This is a genomic window from Stenotrophomonas sp. ISL-67 (genome assembly GCF_018612915.1).
Classification (GTDB): Bacteria; Pseudomonadota; Gammaproteobacteria; order Xanthomonadales; family Xanthomonadaceae; genus Stenotrophomonas.
Window position 1 is genome coordinate 145,608 of record NZ_JAGGRL010000001.1, and the last position, 16,177, is coordinate 161,784.

Annotated in this window: 21 protein-coding genes; 3 read left to right on the forward strand and 18 right to left on the reverse strand. The window is 67.6% G+C overall.

Annotated elements, in window-relative coordinates; all coding sequences use genetic code 11:
- Positions 1 to 187 precede the first annotated feature (187 nt).
- The 13 genes from ptsP to J7J08_RS00920 all read right to left on the reverse strand — a co-directional run bounded on the left by ptsP (position 188) and on the right by J7J08_RS00920 (position 10,363).
- Positions 188 to 1,957, reverse strand: a complete 1,770-nt coding sequence (gene ptsP, locus J7J08_RS00860; protein ID WP_214900614.1) for a phosphoenolpyruvate--protein phosphotransferase — start codon at positions 1,955 to 1,957, stop codon at positions 188 to 190.
- Positions 1,958 to 1,959: 2 nt separating this feature from the next.
- Positions 1,960 to 2,229 (reverse strand): HPr family phosphocarrier protein, encoded by a 270-nt coding sequence (locus J7J08_RS00865; RefSeq protein ID WP_214900616.1) that lies wholly within the window; start codon positions 2,227 to 2,229, stop codon positions 1,960 to 1,962.
- Positions 2,222 to 2,614: a PTS fructose IIA subunit family protein gene (locus J7J08_RS00870; RefSeq protein WP_214900618.1), complete on the reverse strand. Its 393-nt coding sequence runs from the start codon at positions 2,612 to 2,614 to the stop codon at positions 2,222 to 2,224. The genes J7J08_RS00865 and J7J08_RS00870 overlap by 8 nt, the downstream gene beginning before the upstream one ends.
- 81 nt (positions 2,615 to 2,695) lie before the next feature.
- The gene (gene rapZ, locus J7J08_RS00875) at positions 2,696 to 3,580 is read right to left on the reverse strand and encodes an RNase adapter RapZ (protein ID WP_214900620.1); all 885 of its coding nucleotides are present in this window, start codon (positions 3,578 to 3,580) and stop codon (positions 2,696 to 2,698) included.
- Positions 3,577 to 4,527, reverse strand: a complete 951-nt coding sequence (gene hprK / locus J7J08_RS00880) for an HPr(Ser) kinase/phosphatase (protein ID WP_068849794.1) — start codon at positions 4,525 to 4,527, stop codon at positions 3,577 to 3,579. Before hprK ends, rapZ begins: the two co-directional genes overlap by 4 nt.
- A complete protein-coding gene (locus J7J08_RS00885; RefSeq protein WP_214900622.1) occupies positions 4,524 to 4,979 on the reverse strand; it encodes a PTS sugar transporter subunit IIA in 456 nt (151 codons plus the stop codon). Before J7J08_RS00885 ends, hprK begins: the two co-directional genes overlap by 4 nt.
- A gap of 21 nt (positions 4,980 to 5,000) precedes the next feature.
- Positions 5,001 to 5,321, reverse strand: coding sequence for a ribosome-associated translation inhibitor RaiA (raiA, locus tag J7J08_RS00890; RefSeq protein ID WP_214900624.1), 321 nt, complete (start codon positions 5,319 to 5,321; stop codon positions 5,001 to 5,003).
- A 58-nt stretch (positions 5,322 to 5,379) separates the two neighbouring features.
- Entirely contained in the window at positions 5,380 to 6,825 is a 1,446-nt protein-coding gene (locus J7J08_RS00895; RefSeq protein ID WP_214900626.1) for an RNA polymerase factor sigma-54, read from the reverse strand.
- Between the two features lie 41 nt (positions 6,826 to 6,866).
- Positions 6,867 to 7,586 (reverse strand): LPS export ABC transporter ATP-binding protein, encoded by a 720-nt coding sequence (gene lptB, locus J7J08_RS00900; protein ID WP_214900627.1) that lies wholly within the window; start codon positions 7,584 to 7,586, stop codon positions 6,867 to 6,869.
- Positions 7,586 to 8,149: a lipopolysaccharide transport periplasmic protein LptA gene (gene lptA, locus J7J08_RS00905; protein ID WP_214900628.1), complete on the reverse strand. Its 564-nt coding sequence runs from the start codon at positions 8,147 to 8,149 to the stop codon at positions 7,586 to 7,588. The genes lptB and lptA overlap by 1 nt, the downstream gene beginning before the upstream one ends.
- A 65-nt stretch (positions 8,150 to 8,214) precedes the next feature.
- Entirely contained in the window at positions 8,215 to 8,775 is a 561-nt protein-coding gene (gene lptC / locus J7J08_RS00910) for an LPS export ABC transporter periplasmic protein LptC (protein ID WP_214900629.1), read from the reverse strand.
- The gene (locus J7J08_RS00915; RefSeq protein WP_214900630.1) at positions 8,772 to 9,320 is read right to left on the reverse strand and encodes an HAD hydrolase family protein; all 549 of its coding nucleotides are present in this window, start codon (positions 9,318 to 9,320) and stop codon (positions 8,772 to 8,774) included. Before J7J08_RS00915 ends, lptC begins: the two co-directional genes overlap by 4 nt.
- A gap of 41 nt (positions 9,321 to 9,361) precedes the next feature.
- Positions 9,362 to 10,363: a KpsF/GutQ family sugar-phosphate isomerase gene (locus J7J08_RS00920; protein ID WP_214900631.1), complete on the reverse strand. Its 1,002-nt coding sequence runs from the start codon at positions 10,361 to 10,363 to the stop codon at positions 9,362 to 9,364.
- Between the two features lie 53 nt (positions 10,364 to 10,416).
- On the opposite strand from J7J08_RS00920, the gene J7J08_RS00925 reads away from it, so the two are divergent.
- From J7J08_RS00925 to J7J08_RS00935, 3 genes are all read left to right on the forward strand, one after another.
- The gene (locus tag J7J08_RS00925) at positions 10,417 to 10,656 is read left to right on the forward strand and encodes a BolA family protein (RefSeq protein ID WP_214900633.1); all 240 of its coding nucleotides are present in this window, start codon (positions 10,417 to 10,419) and stop codon (positions 10,654 to 10,656) included.
- Positions 10,657 to 10,739: 83 nt separating this feature from the next.
- Positions 10,740 to 12,011, forward strand: a complete 1,272-nt coding sequence (gene murA / locus J7J08_RS00930; RefSeq protein ID WP_214900635.1) for a UDP-N-acetylglucosamine 1-carboxyvinyltransferase — start codon at positions 10,740 to 10,742, stop codon at positions 12,009 to 12,011.
- The gene (locus tag J7J08_RS00935; RefSeq protein ID WP_214900637.1) at positions 12,008 to 12,319 is read left to right on the forward strand and encodes an EF-hand domain-containing protein; all 312 of its coding nucleotides are present in this window, start codon (positions 12,008 to 12,010) and stop codon (positions 12,317 to 12,319) included. Before murA ends, J7J08_RS00935 begins: the two co-directional genes overlap by 4 nt.
- Positions 12,320 to 12,411: 92 nt before the next feature.
- Here the strand turns inward: J7J08_RS00935 and J7J08_RS00940 are convergent, their stop codons facing one another.
- The 5 genes from J7J08_RS00940 to purM are packed head-to-tail and all read right to left on the reverse strand — an operon-like array spanning position 12,412 to position 16,079.
- Entirely contained in the window at positions 12,412 to 13,095 is a 684-nt protein-coding gene (locus tag J7J08_RS00940; protein ID WP_214900639.1) for a DUF3108 domain-containing protein, read from the reverse strand.
- Between the two features lie 2 nt (positions 13,096 to 13,097).
- The gene (locus J7J08_RS00945) at positions 13,098 to 13,877 is read right to left on the reverse strand and encodes a DUF3108 domain-containing protein (RefSeq protein WP_214900641.1); all 780 of its coding nucleotides are present in this window, start codon (positions 13,875 to 13,877) and stop codon (positions 13,098 to 13,100) included.
- A gap of 44 nt (positions 13,878 to 13,921) precedes the next feature.
- Positions 13,922 to 14,605 (reverse strand): phosphoribosylglycinamide formyltransferase, encoded by a 684-nt coding sequence (gene purN / locus J7J08_RS00950; RefSeq protein WP_214900643.1) that lies wholly within the window; start codon positions 14,603 to 14,605, stop codon positions 13,922 to 13,924.
- Complete coding sequence (locus J7J08_RS00955; protein WP_214900645.1) at positions 14,602 to 15,039, reverse strand: hypothetical protein; 438 nt, start codon at positions 15,037 to 15,039, stop codon at positions 14,602 to 14,604. Before J7J08_RS00955 ends, purN begins: the two co-directional genes overlap by 4 nt.
- A 14-nt stretch (positions 15,040 to 15,053) precedes the next feature.
- Complete coding sequence (purM, locus tag J7J08_RS00960) at positions 15,054 to 16,079, reverse strand: phosphoribosylformylglycinamidine cyclo-ligase (RefSeq protein ID WP_214901549.1); 1,026 nt, start codon at positions 16,077 to 16,079, stop codon at positions 15,054 to 15,056.
- Positions 16,080 to 16,177 lie beyond the last annotated feature (98 nt).

Sequence of the window (16,177 nt, forward strand, 5' to 3'; positions counted from 1 at the left end):
CACAGCTCCCGCGGCAAAAAAGAAAAAAGGCCGCTATCCCGGACAGGATGCGGCAGTGGGGGTGGTCACGGCGTCATTATCGCTTGGATGCATGACAAACCGGTAGATCATGAAACCGGTAGCGCCGGCCGTTGGCCGGCCCACGGATCGCCTGGGCCGGCCAATGGCCGGCGCTACCGATCAGTGTTCACATGTTGTTTTCTATCCAGCGCTCGATGCCGCGCCGGTCGCGTGCGGCGAGAAGTTTCGGTGCGGCGGCCTGAAGTGCTTTCAGGTCGCTGTCGCGCACCGCACGGCGCACTTCCAGCAGCGTGCCGGGGTGCAGGCTGAACTCGGTCAGGCCGAGCGCCAGCAGCATGCGGGTCATGCGCGGGTCGCCGGCGATCTCGCCGCATACCGCCACCGGCACGTCGTGCTCGCGGCCGGTGCGCAGGATGTGCGCCAGCAGGCGCAGCACCGCCGGATGCAACGGCGAATACAGCTCGCCCACCGCTTCGTTGTTGCGGTCGGCGGCCAGCAGATACTGGACCAGGTCGTTGGTGCCGATCGACAGGAAGTCGACCAGGTCGATGAAACTCTCCAGCGCGATCGCCGCGGCCGGCACCTCGATCATCGCCCCGAACGGAATATGCCCGGCGACTTCATGCCCGTCGGCGCGCAGCAGCTCGGCCTGCTTGTTCAAGCGCCGGCGCACCGCCAGCAGTTCTTCGCGGGTGCTGACCATCGGCAGCAGGATGCGCAGCTTGCCGTAGGCCGACGCGCGCAGGATCGCGCGCAGCTGGGTATCGGCCACTTTCGGCCGCGCCAGCGACAGGCGCACGCCGCGCAGGCCCAGCGCCGGATTTTCTTCGTTGCTCAGGGTCAGGCCGGTACGGTCGGCCTTGTCCGCGCCCAGGTCCAGGGTGCGGATGGTCACCGGCCGCCCGCTCATGCCGAGCGCGGCGTCGCGGTAGGTTTCGAACTGTTCCTGTTCGTCGGGCAGCTCGTCGCGCTGCAGGAACAGGAATTCGGTGCGGTACAGGCCCAGCCCATGTGCGCCCAGGGCATGGGCCTCGGTGACGTCCTCGCGTGACTCGGCGTTGGCCAGCAGCGCGATGTCGACGTGGTCGCGGGTGCGGCTGGGTTTGCTGCGCAGCCGGCCCAGCTCGCGCTGCTCGCGGGCCTGGTCGCGCAGCCGCGTGCGGTAATCGCGCAGGTCCTGCGGTAGCGGGTTGACGGTGATCTGGCCGGTGCTGCCGTCGATGCCAAGCACGTCGCCGTCGGAGATCCTCTGCAGCAGGTTGGGAATGTTGACGATCAGCGGCAGGTGCAGGCTGCGGGCCAGGATCGCGCTGTGCGAGAGCGCGCTGCCGGCAGCGGTGACGATGCCGACCACGCCGTGCGCCTGCAGCTGGGCCAGCTCGGAGGGGGCGATGTTGTCGCAGACCAGGATTTCGCCGGCCAGCCCTTTCACGTCCGGTGGGCGCTTCTGCAGGAACGCGTGGATGCGCCCGATCACATGGTCCAGGTCGTCCATGCGGCTCTTCAGGTAGGCATCGTCCATGCCATCGAAGACCTTGGCCAGCCGGTCACGCTGCACACGCAGCGCGTAGCCGGCGCTGTACGGGCCGCTGCGGATCAGCTCATCCAGCCCGAACAGCAGCTCGGGGTCATCCAGCAGCAGGGCGTGCAGGTCGAGGAACTCGCCCGCCTCCCGGTTCAGGGCACCCTGCAGGCGCTGGCGCAGGTCGTGCATCTCGGCGCGGGCGGCATCCACCGCCTGGTGCAGGCGCTGCAGTTCCGCCCCTACCTGGGCCGGGGCGATGCGCTGTTCGGCCACTTCCAGCGCGTGCGGCAGGCGCACCCGGGCGCGGCCGAGCGCGTTGCCGCGCGAGGCACCGTGGCCGGACAGCAGCAGGGCGCCGGACGCAGTCCGTGCCGGCGTGCTGGAACCCGGTCGCGACGGTGGCCCCGGCATGCTCAGCTGTCCTCGTCGAAGCGTCGCTCGAACAGGGCCACCACGGCGTCCATGGCGGCCGCTTCGTCTTCGCCGGTGATGCGCACGGTGACCGGGGTGCCCTGGCCGGCGGCCAGCAGCATCACGCCCATGATGCTCTTGGCGTTGATCTCGCGGCCCTTGGCGGCCATGGTCACGTTGCAGCGGAAGGGGGCCAGCTCCTGCACCAGCTTTGCAGTGGCGCGGGCGTGCAGGCCCAGGCGGTTGGATACGGTGAGTTCACGTTCAAGCATCGTCGACAATCGCTCCATTGCGAGTGCCCGCCGCGGCAGTGGCGGGCAGTTGATCCAGTCCCTGTTCCGGATAATTCATCACTCGCAACAACATCGGCAGGCTCAGCGCCGAGACCCGGCGTGCCGGGGTGCCCAGGCGGGCCAGCTGCGCTGCCAGATTGCTCGGGCTGGCGCCATACAGATCGGTCAGGATCAGCACGCCCTCACCACTGTCGACCCGCCGCAGGGCGGCCGAGGCGAGCGGGAGCAGGGCATCCAGGTCTGCGTCGAACGGTACTTCGAAAGCGTCGGTCTTCAGCGGCAGGTGCCGCAGCAACCGGGTAGCCACGTCCAGCAGGGACGTACCTACACCGGGATGAGTTACAAGGAGAATGCCACAGGTCATTGTCGAACGTTAACATCCCAACATGAATTGGGGATACACCACGGTAGCAACGGACCGTTGGTCCGTTGGCGTCCGTTGACGCTAATCCAGCTCCCTGTGGAACGTGGCCACTTCCGGCCAGCCCTGGTCGCGCGCGTGCCGGGCCAGGCGCTCGGCCAGGTACACCGAACGGTGCTTGCCGCCGGTGCAGCCGAAGGCCACGGTGACGTAGCTGCGGGTGTCATTGCCCAGCCTGGGCAGCCAGGTATCGAGGAAATCGATGAGCTGGTCCACGTACTTCTGCACGTCCGGCTGGGTGTCCAGGTACTCGCGGACCGGCGCTTCGCGGCCTGACATCGGCCGCAGCTCGGGGTTCCAGTGCGGATTGGGCAGCACCCGGGCGTCGAACACGAAGTCGGCCTCGGCCGGTACGCCGCGCTTGTAGGCGAACGATTCGAACAGCAGCGACAGCTTGTTGCCATGGCTGAGCGCGAATTCGGTCACCACTTTGCGGCGCAGCTGGTGCACGTTGAGGGCGGTGGTGTCGATCACGGCGTCGGCGGCGCGGCGCAGCGGCGCGGTCAGTTCGCGTTCGCGCGCGATCGCTTCAGGCAGCGACAGCCCCAGCTGGCTCAGCGGGTGTCGGCGGCGGGTGTCGGCGTAGCGCTTGAGCAGCGCTTCATCGGTGGCGTCGAAGAACAGCAGCTGGGCGTCCAGCCCGGCGGCCTGGGCATCTTCGCGCCAGTGCGAGAGCTGGCTCAGGTCGCTCTGGCCACGCACGTCGATGCCCACGGCCAGGCGGCGCGGTGCGCCGGCATCGTGGCCGGCCAGCAGGCTGCGAACGAAGTCCGGCAGCAGGTTGATCGGCAGGTTGTCCGAACAGTAGTAGTCCAGGTCTTCGAAGGTCTTGAGCGCCACGGTCTTGCCGGAGCCGGACAGGCCGCTGACGATGATCAGGGTGGCGGCGGTCGGGGCGGGGGCGTTCATGGGGTACGGCGCTCCAGCAGGTTGCTGTGGCGGGCGATGAACATCGCGGCAGGATCGATACCCTTGGTACGCAGGATGTGCAGCCGGGTGGCCGCTTCGGTCAGCACCGACAGGTTGCGCCCGGGCATCACCGGCAGGGTGATCAGCGGCACGTCCAGGTCCAGCACGTGGCGGGTGCCGGAATCGCCGGTCAGGCGCTCATAGCCATGCGGGGTGGGTTCGGTCATGGGCTTGGTCAGGTGCACGATGAGCCGAAGGTACTTGTTCTTCTTTACCGCCGTGTCACCAAACATCTCGCGCACGTTGAGCACGCCCAGGCCGCGCACTTCCAGCAGGTCCTGCAGCAGTTCGGGGCAGGTGCCGTCCAACACGTCCGGGGCGATCTGGGTGAATTCAGGGGCATCGTCGGCCACCAGGCGGTGGCCGCGGCTGAGCAGCTCCAGCGCCAGCTCGCTCTTGCCCGAACCGGCTTCGCCGGTGATCAGCACGCCGATGGAATAGATCTCCATGAACACGCCATGCAGGATCACCCGGGGCGCCAGGGTCCGGGCCAGGTGGTAGGACAGGTGGTTGAGCAGCTCGTGGCCACGCTTGGGCGAGATCCACAGCGGCGTCTGCGATTCATCGGCCGCCGCGCGCAGGTCTTCGGGGCAGGGCTGGTTGCGGGTGATCACCAGCGCCAGCGGGTGCGACTGCATGATCCGCTCGATGGTTTCCCAGCGTTGGCGCGAATCCAGCGAATCCAGCCAGGACAGTTCTTCGGTGCCCAGGATCTGCACCTTGTTGGGGTAGATGGCGTTGAGGTAGCCGGCCAGCGATGGGCGCCGCGATACGGTATTGCCGGCCTCCAGTTCGCGCCGCTCGCCCTTCTGCCCCGCCACCCAGCGCAGGCTCAGGCGGTCACGCTGCTGTTCGAACAGTTCACGCGCGGTGATGCTGGTATTCATGCGGCGCTCGCCGGCGGGGAGAATTCGTCTATCACCTGGTGCAGTGCCGGGCCGTCGCGCGCGTCGCGCAGCGCCTGGCGGATGGCCGCTTCGGAAAACAGCTCGGCCAGCTCGGACAGCAGCATCAGGTGCTGATGGGTGTAGTGGCTGGGCACGGCGATGGCGAACACCAGGTCCACCGGTTCATCGCCGCCGAAATCCACCGGGGCCTCCAGCCGCAACAGCGCCCCGCGGGGGCGTTCCAGCTGGGGCGCGCGGCCGTGGGGAATGGCGATGCCGTGGCCGATGGCGGTACTGCCCAGCGTCTCGCGCTCGCACAGGTTCTGGTACAGCAGGTCGGCATTGGCTTCACGGCAGGCCAGCAGCCGGGCGGCTGCCTTCAGCACACTGTCGCGATCGGCGGCCGGCAGCACCTGGGTGCGCACGGCCGCCAGTAGATCAGTCAAAGGCATGGAAAGGGGAGGGCGGAGGCGTCAGACGCCATTGTCGCCTATCGGAACGCCCGGCGCGTGTTGCTGCCTTTTTTCCTTGTGCTTGACCACCAGGCGGTCGAGCTTGTCGACAAGCAGGTCGATGGCGGCATACATGGTCTGGCCGCCGGCTTCGGCGTGCAGGGTCTGCCCGGGAATGTTCGCGCTGGCATCTACGTGGTGTTCGTTCTTGCGTAGTTCCAGGGTCACCCGGATCTCGCAGTGCTGGTCGAAGTGTTTGCCGATCCGCTGCAGCTTGGTGTCCACATACTCGTGCAGGGCGGGGGTCACTTCCACGTCTTTGCCAAACGTCTCGATGCGCATCGGGTTTCTCCTTATTTCGGATGTGCCAATGAACCTTCCCGCCCGGCGCGGTGGAGCGTCAAGCGATTCGTACCCTTTCGTGCGAGGCGGAAATGTTCATGGCCTCACGATACTTCGCCACGGTGCGCCGCGCCACCGGTATTCCAGAGGTTTTGAGCAGGTCAGCCAGCTTGGCGTCAGAAAGCGGCTTGCGCGGGTTCTCGTCGTCGATCAGGCGCCGGATCATGGCCTGGATGGCGGTGCTGGAGGCTTCGCCGCCACTGTCGGTATCGATCCCGGAGGCGAAGAAGGCGCGCAGTGCGAGGGTCCCGCGCGGGGTGCGCACGTACTTGCGGGCAATGGCCCGGGAAATGGTCGATTCGTGCAGGCCCAGTTCCCCGGCCACCTCGCGCAGGGTCAGTGGGCGCAGCGCCTGGGCGCCAAACTCCAGGAAGGCGGCCTGCTGCTGCAGCAGGCAGCGCATCACCCGCAGCAGGGTCTCGCCCCGCGCCTCCAGGCCCTTGAGCAGCCAGCGCGCTTCCTGCAGGTGCGCGCGCAGGTAGCCGGCATCGCTTTCGCCACACCGGCGGATCATCTGTTCATAGCCGCGGTGAATGACCACCTTGGGGCCTGCATGGCCGGCCAGGGCGGCGCGCCAGCTGCCGTTCTGGCGCCAGACCACGCAGTCGGGCACCACGTAGCTGTCGTGGGCGAGCTCGCCGATCTGGGTGCCCGGGCGCGGGTCCAGCGAGCGCAGCAGCTGCACGGCGGTTTCTACCGCATCCACCGGCTCGCGCAGTTCATGCGCAATGCCGGTGACGCCGCTGCGCGGCAGGCGCTCCAGCGGGCCATCGGCAATGCGCCGGGCCAGGCCCAGCCCGGGGGTCTGGGGTTCCAGCACATCCAGCTGCAGCTGCAGGCATTCGCCCAGGCTGCGCGCGCCAACCCCGATCGGGTCGAAGCGCTGGATCTGGTGCAGCACGGTGAGGATCTCGGCTTCATCGGCATGAATGGCCGGCAGCAGGGTTTCGGCGATGGCCGACAGCGGCTCGCGCAGGTAGCCGTCGTCTTCGAAGGCGTCGATCAGGGCGGCGCCGATGCTGCGGTCGCGGCGCGACAGGTGCGACAGGTGCAGCTGCCACAGCAGGTGGTCGGCCAGGCTTTCGGTCTCGGCCACGCGCTCGGCGGCGCTGCCGTTGTCGTCATCGTCGAACGAACCGCCGCTGCTGCCGCTGCTCCAGTCACCTTCGCCGGGCGCCCAGTCGTCGGCGCCCGAGGGCTCGGCACCCCCTTCGCTGTTACCGTCGCGTTCGGTCGCCTCGGGCGGGCGTTCGTCCGTGTCCGGCGTGGCGTCCAGGGTCGGTTCGGCGTTCTCGGCCCAGTCCAGCAGCGGGTTGGTTTCCACCGCTTCGGCGATTTCCAGCTCCAGCTCGGCGCTGGACATCTGCAACAGCTTGATCGCCTGACGCAGTTGCGGCGTCATGACCAGTTGTTGCCCCAGCGATGTCTGCAGCCGTGCTTTCATGCCTGTGCCGAACGGAGGGAAGGCGCTGCAGCGGCCGGCGGTCAGAGCTTGAAGGTCTCTCCAAGGTACACGCGGCGGACGTCTGCGTTTTCCAGGATCGCGTCTGGTGACCCCTGCGCCAGCACGCTGCCTTCGTTGAGGATATACGCGCGGTCGCAGATTCCCAAGGTTTCGCGCACATTGTGGTCGGTGATCAGCACCCCGATGCCACGCTGCTTGAGGTGGGTGACGATCCGCTGGATCTCGCCGACCGAGATCGGGTCCACGCCGGCGAACGGCTCATCGAGCAGGATCAGGCGCGGCTTTGCGGCCAACGCACGGGCGATCTCGCAGCGGCGGCGCTCGCCGCCGGACAGGCTGGCGCCCAGCTGGTCGGCCACGTGGTTGATCTGCAGCTCGTCCAGCAGCGAATTCAGCTCCTTTTCCCGGCCGGCCTTGTCCAGGTCCTCGCGCAGCTCCAGCACCAGGCGCAGGTTGTCGGCCACGCTCAGCTTGCGGAACACAGACGGTTCCTGCGGCAGGTAGCCCACGCCCTGCTTGGCGCGGGTGTACATCGGGTCGCCGGTGATGTCCTTGCCATCCAGCACGATGCTGCCGGCGTCGGCCTCGACCAGGCCCACGATCATGTAGAAGCAGGTGGTCTTGCCGGCACCGTTGGGGCCGAGCAGGCCGACCACTTCACCGGCGTCCAGGGTCAGGCCGAATTCCTTCACCACTTCGCGCTGCTTGTAGCGCTTGCGCAGGCCTTTGGCGACGAGCATTACTTCCTGCTCCCGGCGGTGGGGACGGTGGCCTTGGCCGGGGTGGCCGGCTTGGCGGCCGGCGCGGCACCCTTGTTCTTGGGCGGGATGACGGTGCGCACGCGGCCGGCTTCGCCACCACCACCGCTGTTCATCTCGCCGGTCCGGGTGTTGTAGACCATCCGCTGGCCGCTGTTTGTGCCCTGGGCGCTCTTCACTTCGTAGTTGCCGGTGAGGGTGATGACCTCGCCCTTGATGTCGTAGTCGATCTTGTCGGCGCGGGCGTCCATCCAGCTGCCGTCATCCAGCTGCTGCTTGAGGGTGGCCTGGCTGCCGGTGAAGATGGCGCGGACGGCTTCGCCGTCCTTCATGTGGACGTCGGCCTTGGCAGCGCGGATCTCCAGCGTGCCCTGGGTGATGACCACGTTGCTGCTCAGCGTGATGACGCCGTCGCCAAGGAAAGAACCCGACTGCGCGCCGGACTCGATCGTCATTTCCTGGTTGCGGTCGGAGCTTTTCGCCTGCACGGCGACGGCGGGCACCATCAGGCTGAAGGCGAAAACAGCGGCGTAGAGAATCTTCATGACGTGGGGCTTTCCTGCCATATTCGGGGAAACGGCCAGTGCCGTCGTTGGAGTATCGGGGCGTATCATTGACGGGGCGTGTAACGCGTCTTGACCTGGCTCAGGAACTGGTAGGTCTTGTCGCTGGAATTCAGTGCGAAGCCGACGCCTGACTGGATCATGCCCGGGCGGGTCAACGTCACCAGGCCGTCGGACGTGGCGCGGTTCTCCTTCGGGAACACGTCCAGTTGTTCGGTGCGGAAGGTGGTCGGCGGAATCGCCGGCACGCGGGGGCTGTCGCCGCTGACATTACCGGTCAGGCGCAGCTTGTCGCCGGTGGCGCTGACCCAGCCGGTCTCGCTGCGCAGTTCCCAGTGGTTGCCGTCACGGTCGGGCAGCAGGAACAGCGGCGTCCGGATGGTCATGGTCTCGTCGCTGCGGGTGCGTTCGAGCAGGGGCGCGCGCAACGTGGTCGATTCACGGCCCTGCTCATCCAGTGCGATGATCTGGAAATCGTGCAGCACGTAGTCCTTGCTGGCGTCGTCGCCGACGGCCAGTGGCGCCTTGTCGCGCTCGCGCAGCAGTGACCAGCCGCTGAGCAGCGCGGCGACCAGCAGCAGGGCGCCCAGCGCGGTACGCCAGCTCATGCGCCGAACCTCGCCAGCACCGCATCCACATGGCCCTGCGCGGCCAGCAGCACGTCGCACAGCTCGCGCGCGGCACCGCGCCCGCCATCGGCACGGGTCTGCCAGTGCACGCGCTCGGCAATCCAGGGGTGGGCGTTGGCCGGCGCCACCGCCAGCCCGACCGCGCACAGCGGGGCCAGGTCGGGCAGGTCATCGCCCATGAAGGCCACCTGGTCCAGACCGATGCCGTGCTGGTCGCACAGCGCCCGCACGCTGGCCAGCTTGTCGCCGACCGCGATCTGGGTGTCGATGCCCAGGTCCGCGCCGCGCTTCTGGGCCGACAGGCTGTTGCGCGCGGTGATCAGCACGGGGTGGATGCCATGCTGCTGCAGCAGTTTCAGGCCAAGTCCGTCCTGCACGTAATACGCCTTGCTTTCGTTGCCATCACGGTCGTAGTAGAGCCGACCATCGGTGAGCGTGCCGTCCACGTCGAAACAGGCCAGCCGGATACGGCCGGCGACGGCATGCAGGTGGGACGGGAAACCGGGCAGCGGGGAATAGGGCATCAGGAGCGCAGGTTGGCTGAATGGAGGAATGTCACTGTGGTTTAAACCACCCGGGCCCGCAACAGGTCATGAATGTTGAGGGCGCCGACCGCGCGACCCTCGCCATCGACCACGATCAGGCCGTTGATCTGCTGGGTTTCCATCACCCGCGCCGCCTCCACGGCCAGCTGGTCGGCGCCGATGGTGCGCGGGGTGCGGGTCATCACATCGACGATGCGCGCGCTGCGCACGTCCAGGTCGCTGTCCAGGGCGCGGCGCAGGTCGCCGTCGGTGAACAGGCCCACCAGGCGCTGGCCGGCATCGACCACGGCGGTCATGCCCAGCCGCTTGCGGCTCATTTCGACCAGTGCCTCGCTGAGGCTGGCGTTCTCGCCCACCTGGGGCAGCTCGTCGCCGCTGTGCATGACATCGGTGATGTGCAGCAGCAGGCGCCGGCCCAGGCTGCCGGCCGGGTGCGAGCGGGCGAAGTCGTCGGCGGTGAAGCCGCGCGCGTCCAGCAGCGCCACCGCCAGCGCGTCGCCCATCGCCAGCGAGGCGGTGGTGCTGGAGGTCGGGGCCAGCGCCAGCGGGCAGGCTTCGGCCGGCACGCTCACGTCCAGGTGCACGTCGGCGGCCAGGGCCAGCGACGAACCGGGGCGGCCGGTCATGGCGATCAGCCGGTTGCCTTGGCGCTTGAGCACCGGCAGCAGCATCAGCACCTCGTCTGATTCGCCCGAATAGGACAGGGCCAGCACCACGTCGGCCTCGGTGATCATGCCCAGGTCGCCGTGGCCGGCTTCACCGGGGTGCACATAGAATGCCGGGGTGCCGGTGGAGGCCAGCGTGGCGGCGATCTTGCGCGCCACATGGCCGGACTTGCCCATCCCGGTGGCGACGACCCGGCCGCGGCTTTCCAGCACCAGCTGGCAGGCCTGGCTGAAGCCATCGCCAAGGCGCTGCGCTACTGCGGCAAGGGCATCGCGCTCGATCTCGAACACGCGGCGGCCGCTGGCAACCAGCGCGGCCGGGTCGGCAGAAGAGGGGGGCAGGGGCGATACAGCCATGCGGGCGCCACGCGGAAGAGTAGAATGAGCGCTCATTTTATTAGGAAAGCCCGTTGGACGCCGAGACCATCCGCAAATTGATCGAAGACGGCCTGCCGGGCGCCCGCGCGGACGTGCAGGGTGATGACGGCGCGCATTTCGAGGCCACCGTGGTCTCTGACGCCTTTGCCGGCAAGCTGCCGCTGGCGCGCCATCGGATGGTCTACGCCACCCTGGGCGATCTGATGGGCGGGGCGATCCATGCGCTGGCGCTGAAGACCGTGACGCCGGGTGAGATCACGGCAGCCGGTTAAAAGCAGCCGACCAACGGTCGGCTCTACCGGTTGCCATTACCCGTCTGCATCACCCCCCCCATTTTTTTTCAATCGTGGATTCCATGGCCAAGATCGTAGTGACCGGCGGCAAGCCGCTGCACGGTGAAGTGAACATCTCCGGCGCCAAGAACGCCGTCCTCCCCATCCTGTGCGCGACCCTGCTGGCCGAAGCACCAGTGGAAATCACCAACGTGCCGCACCTGCACGACGTGGTGACCACGGTGAAGCTGCTCAGCGAGCTGGGCGCCAAGGTCACCATCGACCAGGGCACGCTGTCGCACGGAAGCGCGATCGTGGTCGACCCGCGCACGGTCAACCAGCATGTGGCGCCGTATGAGCTGGTGCGCACCATGCGCGCCTCGATCCTGGTGCTGGGCCCGCTGCTGGCCCGCTTCGGGGCGGCCGAAGTGTCGCTGCCCGGTGGCTGCGCGATCGGCTCGCGTCCGGTCGACCAGCACATCAAGGGCCTGCAGGCGCTTGGGGCGGAGATCGTGGTCGAGAACGGCTTCATCAAGGCCCATGCCAAGCGCCTGAAGGGCGCGCACTTCACCTTCGACATGGTCAGCGTGACCGGCACCGAGAACGTGCTGATGGCCGCCGTGCTGGCCGAAGGCACCACGGTGCTGGACAACGCCGCCATGGAACCGGAAGTCACCGACCTGGCGCACTGCCTGATCGCGCTGGGCGCGAAGATCGAAGGCCTGGGCACCGCCCGCCTGGTGATCGAAGGCGTCGAGCGCCTGTCCGGTGGCCGCCATGAAGTGCTGCCCGACCGCATCGAAACCGGCACGTTCCTGGTCGCTGCGGCAATGACCGGCGGCAGGGTCACGGTCAACCGTGCCCGTCCGAACACGATGGACGCGGTGCTGGCCAAGCTGGTCGAGGCCGGTGCGAAGATCGACACCACCGACGACAGCATCACCCTGGACATGCAGGGCAAGCGACCGCGCGCGGTCAACCTGACCACCGCGCCGTACCCGGCGTTCCCCACCGACATGCAGGCGCAGTTCATGGCGCTCAACTGCGTGGCCGAGGGCGTGGGCGTGATCAACGAAACGATCTTCGAAAACCGTTTCATGCACGTCAACGAACTGCTGCGCCTCGGCGCGGACATCCAGGTCGAAGGCCACACCGCGATCGTGCGCGGGGCCGGGCAGCTCAGCGGCGCGCCGGTAATGGCCACCGACCTGCGCGCGTCGGCCTCGCTGATCCTGGCCGGGCTGATGGCCGAGGGCGATACCACCATCGACCGCATCTACCACCTGGACCGCGGCTACGAGAACATCGAAGAGAAGCTCTCTTCGCTGGGCGCCACCATCCGGCGCGTCGCATGATCCTGCGCGGCCAGTTCACCCGCCGCCGCAAGGCGCTGCTGATCCTGGTGCTGGTGGTGCTGAGCTGGCTGGGGTATGCCTGGTACGCCGGTATCGCCATCACCCAGGGCCTGGAACAGCAGGACATGGACTGGAACGGCGATGGCACGGTCAGCCGCAGCGAGGTGCTGCAGTCGTTCTACGCCGTGGGCGTGACCACGACCGAGGAAGGCAACCGCCACTGCAAGGCGTTTTATTGGCGTGGCAGTGGCGAACAGATCCGGATGGATTGCCGGACGGTGTTTGCGGAAGACAAGCCGGCGAAATGAACAACGCCCGCAGATGCGGGCGTATTTCATTCATCGCAGTGCCGACCCACGGTCGGCACCTGTCGGGGAGGTATCGACCGTTGGTCGATATGTCATTTGATCGATTTGATCGTCAGGTCCAGCGCGTCCTTGCCGCCTTCGCGCTGCAGCAGGCGCACCGGCACCGGCAGCTCCTTGGTCACCCAGGCGATCTGCTCCTTGTTGCCATCCACGCGCGACACCTTGGTGGCGTCGTAGGTCTTGCCGCCCACGGTGACCTGTTCCTTGCCCACCGTCTTGTAGGTCAGCGACTTGACGCGGCCTTCGTCCACCATGCGGTAGGTCAGCGGCTTGCCGTCGGCGAAGTCGCGTGCGATCGCAAGGTTGATCAGCAGGGCGTCCAGATCCCCTGTCTTCAGCGTGACCGGGCCGGCGCGCTCGGGCTTGATGTCGCCCTTCCACGTGGCCTGCTTCCTGCTCCAGTCATAGTTCGCCTGGACATTCTTCTTCTTCACGAACACCGCCGAGCGGTCCTCGCTGCTGAGCGGGCGCAGGTGGCCGTTGGCCTCATCGAACACGGTGTTCTGGGTCAGCTGCCCCAGTTGGTTCTGGACCTTGAGACTGTACTGCCACTTGTCGCCGTCCATCCTGGTCAGCGTCATCTGGCCCGGTGCCGCAAGGCCCATGTAGGTGGCCTGGTATTCCGCGGTGAACGGCTGCAGCGCCATGGCCGGCAGGCTGGTCAGCGCCAACGCGCCAGCGGCGGCCCACGACAGGGGGCGGTTGAGGATGCTCATGCTCAAACTCCTTGGTATTCGATCAGGCGCAGGTCGATCCGATCCTGGCCGTCTTCGCGTTGCAGGATGCGCACCGGGGTGGGAACCCCGTTGGCGATCCAGAGGATGGTTTCATCGTTGCCGCCGTTGGTGCGGTACACCCGCAGCGCGTTGTAGGATAGTTCGCCGACCTGGACGTTTTCGGTGTCCGACGCCGCCTGGTAGTCGTGCTGGCGTACCCGGCCCACATCGACGTAACGGTAATGCATCTGCCCGCCCGGGCGCGCGTCGCGCATGATCGCCAGGTTGATCAGCAGCGCGCTCAGATCGCCCGGCTGCAGCGGAATCGGTTGCCTGCGTTCCTTCTTCAGATCGCCCAGCCACTGTGCGGTACCCGCCTTCCAGTCGTAGGTGCCGGTGACCTTCTTGCCCAGGAACAGGCCCTTGCGCACGGTGGCCTGGCTCAGCGGCACGTACGTGGTGCCGTGCTTCTCGAACACGGTGCTCTGTTCCAGGTTCAGGCCCAGCACGCTGGCGAAGCCGCGCCGGCCCACTACCTGCATGTCCACGCGCCACTGGTCGCCACCGGCATGGGTGACGCGCATGGTCGCATCGCCCGCTTCCTTGCCCTTGTACAGGGCCTGGTAGGTGGCGGTGAACGGCTCCAGTGGCGGCGCCTCCCACGTGGTGGGCGGCGGCAGCACCGGCAGTTCGGGCGGCGTGGGTTCCTGTGCCTGCGCGATCGCCACCGTGCACAGCAGGGAGGCGATCAGCACCAGCGGTTTGGACAGAGTGGTTTTCATGCGCGCGCGGAAGCGGGGGAAGGAGGAGGATGCCAGCGGCCGGGTCAGCGGCGCGTGTGCGCCGTCGCCAGGGGGTTCAGCTGTCCGGCGCAATCTAGGCGCAGCGGACTGAACAGGGGGTGGCCGTCAACCTCCAGCTGACCGTCGCGTTCAGTTACACGGCCGGCCACGAGCCACTGCAGGCTGGCGATCAGCAGCGGGTGCTCCACCGCCAGCACGCGCTGGGCCAGGTGTTCCGGCGTATCGCCTGACAGCACCGGGACCCGCGCCTGGGCCAGTACGGTGCCGGCATCCAGTTCGGGCACCACGAAGTGCACGCTGGCCCCCGCTTCGGCATCGCCGGCTTCCAGCGCGCGGGCGTGGGTGTGCAGGCCCTTGTACAGCGGCAGCAGCGAGGGATGGATGTTGACCAGCCGGCCGCTGAAACGCTGCACGAACGCTTCGCCCAGGATGCGCATGTAGCCCGCGCAGACCACCCACTCCGGGGCGAAGGTGGCCAGCGCATCGCCGAGCGCGGCATCGAAGGCGGCGCGGTCGGCGAATTCCCTGGGCGACCGCGCCCAACGACGTTCGGGCGCGACTTTCTGCAGGGCCGACGCCTCGGGCTTGTCCGACAACACCGCTACCACCTCGGCATCCAGCGTGCCGGCGGCGATCGCATCGACGATGGCCTGCAGGTTGCTGCCACGGCCGGAGGCCAGCACCGCAATGCGACTGCGTGAGCTCATGCGGCGACGGTACCGTCTGCGGCGCTGAAGCTGGCCATTACTTCCGGGCGCAGCAGCACGATCAGGGCGTACACGCCCAGCGCGATACCGAGCGCGCCCGCCAGGCACGCCGCACCGGCGGCAATCTTGCACAGCTTGTGCGAACGGCGTTCGGCCATGCGCCGTGCACCGATGATGTTCAGGGTGCCCAGCGCGGCGAAGACCAGGCCGGCGCCGACCATGATCGCGGCCAGCAGGGCCGGCGCGGCGTCCGGGTTGGGGCTCCTGCTTTCGCTGATGTAGCCACCGGCGGCGCCCAGCAGGAGTATCGGCACCACCAACAACTCCAGCACACCCAGGATGTAGAACAGGATCTTCAGCGTATGCAGGTGCGAGGCGACCTGATGCGGTGTCCAGCCGCGCGGGAAATTCAGCGGCGGGGGCGTGGAAGACATCGGCAGGCCTCAGGTCAGCCGATCCGTACGCGTTCTGCGCCGTCGGCCGGGGTCACCTTGCCGATGGTCCAGTGGGCCAGGCCCTGGGCCTCGACGGCGGCGGTCACGCCGGCCACCTGGTCCGGGGCGACGATCAGCACGAAGCCGATGCCGCAGTTGAAAGTGCGCCACATTTCACTGTCGGCCACCGCGCCTTCGCGCTGCAGCCACTGGAACACCGGCGGCAGGGTCCAGGACGAGGCGTCGATGTCCAGCCCAAGGCCCTCGGGTACCACGCGGATGATGTTCTCGGTCAGGCCGCCACCGGTGATGTGGGCCATGCCGTGGATCGCGGCGCCGTGGGTCTTGAGCAGGGCCAGGATCGGCTTCACGTACAGGCGGGTCGGGGCCATCAGCGCGTCGACCAGCTTGACCCCACCTTCCAGTTCCAGGTCGGCCGGGCGGCCGGCGCGGTCGTAGATGCGGCGCACCAGCGAATAGCCGTTGGAATGCGGGCCGGAGGAGGCGATGCCGATCAGCACGTCACCTTCCGCCACGCTGGCGCCGTCCTTCAGTTCGCTCTTTTCCACGCCGGCCACGGTGAAGCCGGCCAGGTCGTACTCGCCCGGGGCATACATGTCGGGCATCTCAGCGGTTTCGCCACCGATCAGCGCGCAGCCGGCCTCGGTGCAGCCGTTGGCGATGCCGCCCACGACCGCCGCGGCGGTGTCGATGTCCAGCTTGCCGGTGGCGAAATAGTCCAGGAAGAACAGCGGCTCGGCGCCCTGCACCAGCACGTCGTTCACGCACATGGCGACCAGATCGATGCCGATCGTGTCGTGGCGGCCCAGCTGTTGTGCCAGCTTCAGCTTGGTGCCCACCCCGTCCGTGCCCGATACCAGGACCGGCTCGCGGTACTTGCTGGAGAGGTCGAACAGGGCGCCGAACCCGCCCAGGCCGCCCATCACCTCGGGCCGGAAGCTGCGCTTCACCAGCGGCTTGATGCGCTCGACCAGTTCATTGCCCGCATCGATGTCGACGCCAGCGTCGCGGTAGGTCAGGGGGGAGGGGTTGGACGGGGAATTGGTCACGGGCGTCGGCGCTGCGCTGGAGTGAAAGCGGGATTTTAACAGGCCACGTTGGCGCGCAGGCCCTATTC

Excerpts from the sequence above, each read along its gene's own strand:
- lptB (WP_214900627.1), bottom strand. The coding sequence starts at position 7,586 with ATGCTCGTCGCCAAAGGCCTGCGCAAGCGCTACAAGCAGCGCGAAGTG.
- J7J08_RS00870 (WP_214900618.1), bottom strand. The coding sequence starts at position 2,614 with ATGACCTGTGGCATTCTCCTTGTAACTCATCCCGGTGTAGGTACGTCC.
- J7J08_RS00940 (WP_214900639.1), bottom strand. The coding sequence starts at position 13,095 with ATGAGCATCCTCAACCGCCCCCTGTCGTGGGCCGCCGCTGGCGCGTTG.
- J7J08_RS00895 (WP_214900626.1), bottom strand. The coding sequence starts at position 6,825 with ATGAAAGCACGGCTGCAGACATCGCTGGGGCAACAACTGGTCATGACG.
- murA (WP_214900635.1), top strand. The coding sequence starts at position 10,740 with ATGGCCAAGATCGTAGTGACCGGCGGCAAGCCGCTGCACGGTGAAGTG.
- J7J08_RS00885 (WP_214900622.1), bottom strand. The coding sequence starts at position 4,979 with ATGCCTTTGACTGATCTACTGGCGGCCGTGCGCACCCAGGTGCTGCCG.
- J7J08_RS00955 (WP_214900645.1), bottom strand. The coding sequence starts at position 15,039 with ATGTCTTCCACGCCCCCGCCGCTGAATTTCCCGCGCGGCTGGACACCG.
- raiA (WP_214900624.1), bottom strand. The coding sequence starts at position 5,321 with ATGCGCATCGAGACGTTTGGCAAAGACGTGGAAGTGACCCCCGCCCTG.
- ptsP (WP_214900614.1), bottom strand. The coding sequence starts at position 1,957 with ATGCCGGGGCCACCGTCGCGACCGGGTTCCAGCACGCCGGCACGGACT.
- J7J08_RS00915 (WP_214900630.1), bottom strand. The coding sequence starts at position 9,320 with ATGCCCTATTCCCCGCTGCCCGGTTTCCCGTCCCACCTGCATGCCGTC.
- lptC (WP_214900629.1), bottom strand. The coding sequence starts at position 8,775 with ATGAGCTGGCGTACCGCGCTGGGCGCCCTGCTGCTGGTCGCCGCGCTG.
- J7J08_RS00945 (WP_214900641.1), bottom strand. The coding sequence starts at position 13,877 with ATGAAAACCACTCTGTCCAAACCGCTGGTGCTGATCGCCTCCCTGCTG.
- J7J08_RS00920 (WP_214900631.1), bottom strand. The coding sequence starts at position 10,363 with ATGGCTGTATCGCCCCTGCCCCCCTCTTCTGCCGACCCGGCCGCGCTG.
- hprK (WP_068849794.1), bottom strand. The coding sequence starts at position 4,527 with ATGAATACCAGCATCACCGCGCGTGAACTGTTCGAACAGCAGCGTGAC.
- J7J08_RS00865 (WP_214900616.1), bottom strand. The coding sequence starts at position 2,229 with ATGCTTGAACGTGAACTCACCGTATCCAACCGCCTGGGCCTGCACGCC.
- lptA (WP_214900628.1), bottom strand. The coding sequence starts at position 8,149 with ATGAAGATTCTCTACGCCGCTGTTTTCGCCTTCAGCCTGATGGTGCCC.
- rapZ (WP_214900620.1), bottom strand. The coding sequence starts at position 3,580 with ATGAACGCCCCCGCCCCGACCGCCGCCACCCTGATCATCGTCAGCGGC.
- purN (WP_214900643.1), bottom strand. The coding sequence starts at position 14,605 with ATGAGCTCACGCAGTCGCATTGCGGTGCTGGCCTCCGGCCGTGGCAGC.
- J7J08_RS00935 (WP_214900637.1), top strand. The coding sequence starts at position 12,008 with ATGATCCTGCGCGGCCAGTTCACCCGCCGCCGCAAGGCGCTGCTGATC.